The organism is Catenulispora sp. MAP12-49 (assembly GCF_041262705.1).
Lineage (GTDB): Bacteria > Actinomycetota > Actinomycetes > Streptomycetales > Catenulisporaceae > Catenulispora.
Map to the genome: position 1 here is coordinate 223887 of NZ_JBGCCP010000019.1, position 6200 is coordinate 230086.

Annotated in this window: 8 protein-coding genes and 1 pseudogene; 3 read left to right on the top strand and 6 right to left on the bottom strand. The window is 70.5% G+C overall.

The features are described 5' to 3' along the window. Window positions 1-22 precede the first annotated feature (22 nt). On the bottom strand, window positions 23-184 hold the full coding sequence (locus tag ABIA35_RS30630) for a DUF3761 domain-containing protein (protein WP_370338823.1): 162 nt from the start codon (window positions 182-184) through the stop codon (window positions 23-25). Between ABIA35_RS30630 and ABIA35_RS30635 the strand changes: the two genes are divergently transcribed. Further along, window positions 183-446 (top strand): hypothetical protein, encoded by a 264-nt coding sequence (locus ABIA35_RS30635; RefSeq protein ID WP_370338821.1) that lies wholly within the window; start codon window positions 183-185, stop codon window positions 444-446. The two genes, ABIA35_RS30630 and ABIA35_RS30635, sit on opposite strands and share 2 nt — an antisense overlap. Before the next feature lie 181 nt (window positions 447-627). Here the strand turns inward: ABIA35_RS30635 and ABIA35_RS30640 are convergent, their stop codons facing one another. From ABIA35_RS30640 to ABIA35_RS30650, 3 genes are all read right to left on the bottom strand, one after another. Then, entirely contained in the window at window positions 628-960 is a 333-nt protein-coding gene (locus tag ABIA35_RS30640; RefSeq protein ID WP_370338819.1) for a hypothetical protein, read from the bottom strand. Window positions 961-1367: 407 nt separating this feature from the next. Next, window positions 1368-2060 (bottom strand): response regulator, encoded by a 693-nt coding sequence (locus ABIA35_RS30645; RefSeq protein ID WP_370338817.1) that lies wholly within the window; start codon window positions 2058-2060, stop codon window positions 1368-1370. A gap of 190 nt (window positions 2061-2250) precedes the next feature. Then, window positions 2251-4116 (bottom strand): APC family permease, encoded by a 1866-nt coding sequence (locus ABIA35_RS30650; protein WP_370360148.1) that lies wholly within the window; start codon window positions 4114-4116, stop codon window positions 2251-2253. Between the two features lie 138 nt (window positions 4117-4254). Between ABIA35_RS30650 and ABIA35_RS30655 the strand changes: the two genes are divergently transcribed. Both ABIA35_RS30655 and ABIA35_RS30660 read left to right on the top strand, forming a co-directional pair. After that, window positions 4255-4632, top strand: a complete 378-nt coding sequence (locus ABIA35_RS30655; protein WP_370360149.1) for a DUF3592 domain-containing protein — start codon at window positions 4255-4257, stop codon at window positions 4630-4632. A gap of 11 nt (window positions 4633-4643) precedes the next feature. After that, window positions 4644-5141 carry a hypothetical protein gene (locus tag ABIA35_RS30660; protein ID WP_370360150.1) on the top strand — a complete coding sequence of 166 codons (498 nt, stop codon included), beginning with the start codon at window positions 4644-4646 and terminating at the stop codon, window positions 5139-5141. Between the two features lie 89 nt (window positions 5142-5230). On the opposite strand, the gene kdpC is transcribed toward ABIA35_RS30660, so the two are convergent. Together kdpC and ABIA35_RS30670 are read right to left on the bottom strand one after the other, a co-directional pair. After that, window positions 5231-5878 (bottom strand): K(+)-transporting ATPase subunit C, encoded by a 648-nt coding sequence (kdpC, locus tag ABIA35_RS30665; protein WP_370360151.1) that lies wholly within the window; start codon window positions 5876-5878, stop codon window positions 5231-5233. A 13-nt stretch (window positions 5879-5891) separates the two neighbouring features. Beyond that, a pseudogene (locus ABIA35_RS30670) lies at window positions 5892-6200 on the bottom strand (potassium-transporting ATPase subunit B); the annotation flags it as partial.

The following is a 6200-nucleotide window of genomic DNA, read 5'->3' on the forward strand; positions in this document are numbered from 1 at the left end:
CGCAGGTCAGGAAAAACGCAGGTCAGTAGTACCAGACGGCTACGCCTTTGTGGCGCGAGCACGTGCCGTCCGGGGACGTGCTGTAGCTGTAGGTGCCGTCATGACACAGGGCTCCGGCGCCGCTCGGGTGGGACTCTCCCGCACCGCAGCGGGCCGTGCCCTCGTCGATGGTCGCGTGGTGCATGCAGGTGGCGGCTGCCGAGGACGTGGGAGCGGCCGCCGGAGCCTTCGTGGTGGCAGGGTGCGAGGACGGCGGCGCGGCCGGGGCGGTCGTGGTCGGGACGCTGCGCACTGACGGCGTCGGCTTGGCGGCCGTTGTGCTCGGCGGCGCCGCGGGCGGCGCGGCCGTGGTCGAGGGTGCTGTGGTCGAGGGTGCCGTGGTCGGCGGCGCGGTACTCGCCGGGGCCGCCGCACTCGTGCTCTGCGAAGCACCCACCTGGGCTTGAGCCTGTGCCTGCGCTGCCCCCGAGCTCGAAGCAGTTGACTGACACGCTGTCGCCGAAAGCGCGATCAGGCACGCTAAAACCGGCGCCCACCTGGAACGGAGCATGGGTTCCCTCCCGATTGGCCGACGCCCGCCGCCGGCCGGAGCCCCACCCTGGCACTGATCAGCGGCCGGCGAAACGCTTAAGCCCCATGCACTGTCGCCGCTGGCCGCCGGACCAGCCCGGTCACCCCCATGACCAGGCACCCCGCCCCGGCCGCCGCGGCGAGCACTCCCCCGACCAGCTGCCGGGACAGCGCCGAGCTCGACGCGCACGGGCCCTTGCCCGTGTACTGGAGCCCGGCCGGCAGCGGATACTTCCGGGACAGCGGGGAGCCGCAGTCGACCTCGACGTGGGCCAGGGTGAAACCGTTGGAGCCCACGTCGATGCCCAGGTGTGTGTGGTGCACGCCGATGTACGCCGCGCCCCCGACCAGGAGCAGGCCCAGCACGATCAGGATCCAGGTTTGCCGCATGGATTGCCGCACAGTTTGCCGCACACCGTCTCAGACGTCCGACAGGCGGCGATGGTTGTAGGGGCCTACGCAGGCCCGACCGGCACCCACCCCGACGGTATTGTGCGGGTGTCCTTCATGGCCCTCCACGACAGACACCCGTCGACGGTTCCGGCACGGCGGATTCCTGCGTGTACCGGGGTGCCGTGGAGTTCGTCGGCGATGCCCTCAAGCACATTGATACGGCACCAGACAGCCAGGCTCGGCGGCAGCACGCGTAACCTCGAAGGACCCGGGTAGCGCGGCGTACGTCTGCGGCGCATGCGTCCGCAGCCACGCCGCGATCCGTTCCCACGCCGCCAGTGTGCGTTCTGCTCGAGCCTGGCTGTGTTCCATGGGCCGATGCTGACTTCGCGGTCCCACACGGCTCAGGGGACGAAGCGGTATCCGGTCCCGTACTCGGTCATCAGGTGCCGTGGGTTCTGCGGATCGTCCTCCAGCTTGCGACGCAGGCGCGCCATGTGGAACCGCAGGTACCCGGCCTCGCCGGTGTGGCTGTTGCCCCAGACGTCCGCCAGCAGCCGGGCGGTGCTCACCAGCTGGCCGGGATGGCGCAGCAGGACCTCCAGCAGGGCCCACTCGGTGCGGGTCAGGCGCACCGGATCGCCTTCGCGGTCCACGCTGTGCGCCGCCAGGTCGATGTCGCAGCTGCCCAGCCGCACCGAGCTGGTCTCGACGCCGGCCGTGCCGGCGTGCGCCTGCTGGTGGCGGCGGATCACCGCGCGCAGCCGGGCCAGCAGCTCCTCCATGGCGAAGGGCTTGGTGACGTAGTCGTCCGCGCCGGCGTCCAGGGCGTGGATCTTCTCCAGCGGATCGGACCGTCCGGACAGGACCACGATCGGGACCGTGGTCCAGCCGCGCAGGCCCAGGATCACCTCGACCCCGTCCATGTCCGGCAGGCCCAGGTCCAGCAGGACCGCGTCGGGCAGCTTGCGGGCCGCGCAGGCCAGCGCGTCGACGCCGTTGGCCGCCGTCTCGACCTCGTAGGTCCGGGACTTCAGGTTGATGCGCAGCGCGCGCAGGATCTGCGGCTCGTCGTCGACGACCAGGATGCGGGTCACTGGCTCCCTCGGTTCTCGTCAGAAGTCGGGCACTCGTGACAAGTCAACAGTCCCGGTGCCCCGCTCGGGGTGCTTGCTCGCGCGATGCAAACGCCGGCATGCCCGATGCAAATGGCCGACCTGCGCTGTCGACGCCGAAGCGCCGGCCGGTCCGGACCCATTCAACCAGCACGGCCGGCTGCGCACGGGGTCACCACCCCTTGATGTGGAATCGCATCCGGCACACGATCGCCTCGGTGTGCCGGCGGATCGCGCGGTCCAGGACGGCGCCGCGCTGGTTGTGCAGCAGACGGTGCCAGGCCCGGCGCGGTTCCACCTCGGGGATCAGGACCATGACGCGCTCGAAGCCGCCCGGCGAGGCCGGGGCGGTGGCCGCGAGCCGGTTCAGGTAGTCGACCATCGGCCGCGTCAGGGAGCGCTTGTGGGTGGTGAGGACCTCCAGCGGGACGTCCGGCTGCCAGGCGCGCCAGGCGGCTTGCAGGCGCTCGCACTCGGCCGCGTCGTCCTCGTCGGAGTAGCGCACGGTCACCGCGATCACGCCGTCGCCGAGCGAGAGCGCGGCGGACATCGCCTCCTGCGTCAGCCGGGACACCGCGCCGACCGGGACCACCACCAGCGCCTGCTGCTCCACGACGGGCTCGGGCTTGCGGCCCAGACCCAGCACGTCCCCGACGATCCGGTAGGCCCGGTGCACCCGCAGCATCCCGAAGACCAGCAGCGGCACGATCACCACGACCAGCCAGCCGCCCTCGCCGAACTTCGAGATCAGCTCGATCGCCAGGGCCGCGAACGTCAGCACCGCGCCGGTCCCGTTGATCGCCACCCGGCGCCGCCAGCCCGGGCTCCGCTCCCGGCGCCAGTGCCGGACCATGCCGACCTGGGAGATGGTGAAACCGATGAACACCCCGATGGCGAACACCGGCACCAGGGTCTGGGTGTCGCCCTTGGCTCCCACCAGCAGGATCGCCGCCAGGCCCGCCAGGATCAGCACGCCCCAGCGGTAGACCTGGCGGTCGGCGCGCAGCGCGAACACGTGCGGCACGTAGTTGTCCCGGGCCAGCAGGCTGGTGAGGACCGGCATGCCGCCGAAGGAGGTGTTCGCGGCCAGGGCCAGCAGGATCATGGTCACGAACTGGACCGCGAAGAAGGCCGCGTTGTGGCCGAGCGCGGCGTCGGTGAGCTGGGCCAGGACCGTCTTGGACGGGTCCGGGGCGACGTGGAACTTGCGGATCAGCAGCGCCAGGCCGATGAGCATGACGCCCAGCAGCGCGCCCAGCGCGGACTCGGTGCGCTGCGCGCGCTTGACCCTCGGCTTGCGGAACGTGGGCACGGCGTTGGCGATGGCCTCGACGCCGGTCAGCGCGCTACAACCGGAGGCGAACGCCTTGAGCAGCAGCAGGACCCCGACGCTCTCGGCGTTGGCGGCGGCCGCGACGTGCCCGGTCGGCGCGGTCGCGGGATGCGAGCGGACCAGGCCGACCACGATCACCGCGAGGATCGCGACGATGAACAGCACGGTCGGGACGATGAACGCCTTCGCCGACTCCGCGACGCCGCGCAGGTTGATGCCGGTGATCACGACCAGCACCGCCAGGCACAGCCAGACCCGGTCGCCGTAGAGCGAAGGGTAGGCGCTGGTGAGGGCGGCGACACCGGCCGAGACCGACACCGCGACGTTCAGGACGTAGTCGATGATCAGGCTGGCCGCCGCGACCAGCGCGACGTTCTTGCCGAGGTACTTCCCGGCCACCGCGTACGCCCCGCCGCCCTCGGGGAACGCCGCGATCACCTGGCGGTAGGAGAAGGTGAGGAAGCCCAGCAGCCCGGCGATCGCCAGGGTGACCGGCAGGGTGAAGCCCAGGCCGTGCGCGCCGGCGACGGCCAGCACCACGACGATCGCCTCGGGGCCGTAGGCCACGGAGGCCAGGGCGTCCAGGGAGAGCGCGGCCAGGCCCTGGGAGACGGTGAGACGGTCGTGCTCCCGGTCGCCCTCCCGGATCGGGGCGGCCGGGTCGTCGGCCGCGAGCGCCGCGCGGCCGGCCTCGCCTGTGGTCACGGGAATCCCCTCGGAGCTGGTGACGTCGTTGAACGTTTCCAGATTGGCATCCGAAGAGGGGACGAATCGGGCAATGGTCGTTTGCATGCCGCTTGCGTTGCCGGACGCGCCGCGGTGTGCCGGACTACCGTGGATCCCATGGTGGTCCTCGGCTGCGTCCTGCTGCTCGGCGGGCTGATCGCGCTGCTGGCCGGCGCGCTGGAGCTGCGCTGGCGCCGGCGCATGCGGACCGGCGGCGTGGCGGTTTTCGCCCGGATAGTCGATCGCCCGCTCGGCCCGGAGGACTCCCCGGACGGCTACCGCCCGATGCTGGCCTTCACCACCGAGGACGGCCGCGCCGTGGAGGTCTTCTCCCCGCGGCGCGTCGCCGGCGAGGCGGTGCTGGTGCACTACGACCCCGCGGATCCGGCGCAGGTGCTGGTGTTCGGGTCGCGGGGGCGGGCGGATGTGGCTTTCGTGGTCGCGGGCGTGCTGGCCTGTGTGGGGGCCGTAGTCGGGATAGTGCTGGCGCCTTAGGGTGCTTGCCCATGGGCAACACCTTCACCGGCGGCGCGCACGAGATCTCCCTGTCCAACGGCAACACGTCAGTGTTCGTCGACGTGATGATGCTGGCGGCGTCGGCCACGGTCACCACCGAGTGGGGCTACCGGTTCGCCGGCCGCATCGCGCTGTCGGACCAGAACGTCTTCGGGCTCGGGATGGTGGGTTTCGCTCTTGAGGACTTCGACTGGGGACAGCCCGGCGAGGACGCGGCGGCGAACAAGGACCTCGTGCTCGACACCCTCGCACTGGCCGCCAGCCGGTACCGGTGGGACGACCTCGACTACTCGCCGCCGCTGATCGGGGATGTCCTGCGGCGGTTCCAAGCAATGGTCGAGGATTTCGACACCGATACTGCTGCCGCGGAACCCGATGGTGATTGCTTCCCCGGTCCCGAAGACGTGGTCGCCCGCTCCTGCCTGCGCCACCGCGTCCTCGCCCCGCTGGTCGCCAACCCCGATTGCGTGTTCTGCGACGGGCGCTAGCACCGCAAGGCGGCGGGACCAGTACGCCCCCGCGCGTACCGAGTCCCGCCGCCTTGCAGCCTTGCCGCCGGCGTCCTGCCGGCGCTCTCTCAGCTCTGTGCCGTGGCGACCGGGTGGGTCTTGTCCAGAGCCAGGTTCAGGGTCACGACGTTCACGTACTGCTCGCCCAGGAACCCCAGCGAGCGCCCGGTCGTGTTGTTCTTGACCAGCTTCTGCACTGTGGCCAGGTCCACGCCGCGGGCCTTGGCGACCGAGGCGGCCTGGTCGTCGGCGTTCTGGACCGAGATACCCGGGTCCATACCGGAGGCCGAGGCGGTCACCGCGTCCTCGGGCACCTTGGTCGGGTCCACGTTGTACGCCTTGGCGTAGGAGGCGATGCGGCCCTCGATGGTGCTCTTCAGCGTGGCGCTGTCGGTGCCCAGGTTCGAGCCGGCCGAGTAGGAGTAGTTACAGCCGGGGTCGCTCGAATTGGCCGAGTTGGTGGCGTCCGACGGCCGGGCCTGGAAGTACTGCGGCAGGGCGTCGCCGGACTTGTCGACGTACTGCTGGCACAGCAGGCTGGAGGCGACCACCTGGCCCTGCGCGTTCTTGATCAGTGAGCCGTTGGCCTTGTCCTTGAACGCCAGCTGCGCGATGCCGGTGACCAGCAGCGGGTAGGCGATCCCGAGGATCACCGTGAACACCAGCATGGCCCGGATGGCGGCGGTGTGCCGCCGGATCGCTGCTCCGAGTTTCATGGTCGGCTCCTTCCTACTTCAGTCCGGGGATGTACATGACGATCAGGTCGATCAGTTTGATGCCGACGAAGGGCAGTGCCAGACCGCCGGCGCCGTAGATCCACAGGTTGCGGCGCAGCAGCGCGGAGGCCGAGGACGGCTTGTAGCGCACGCCCCGCAGGGCCAGCGGGATCAGGCCGATGATGATCAGGGCGTTGAAGATGATGGCGCTGGTGATCGCCGACTTCGGCGAGTGCAGGCCCATGATGTTCAGCACGTGCAGGCCCGGGTAGATCACCGTGAACATGGCCGGGATGATCGCGAAGTACTTCGCGACGTCGTT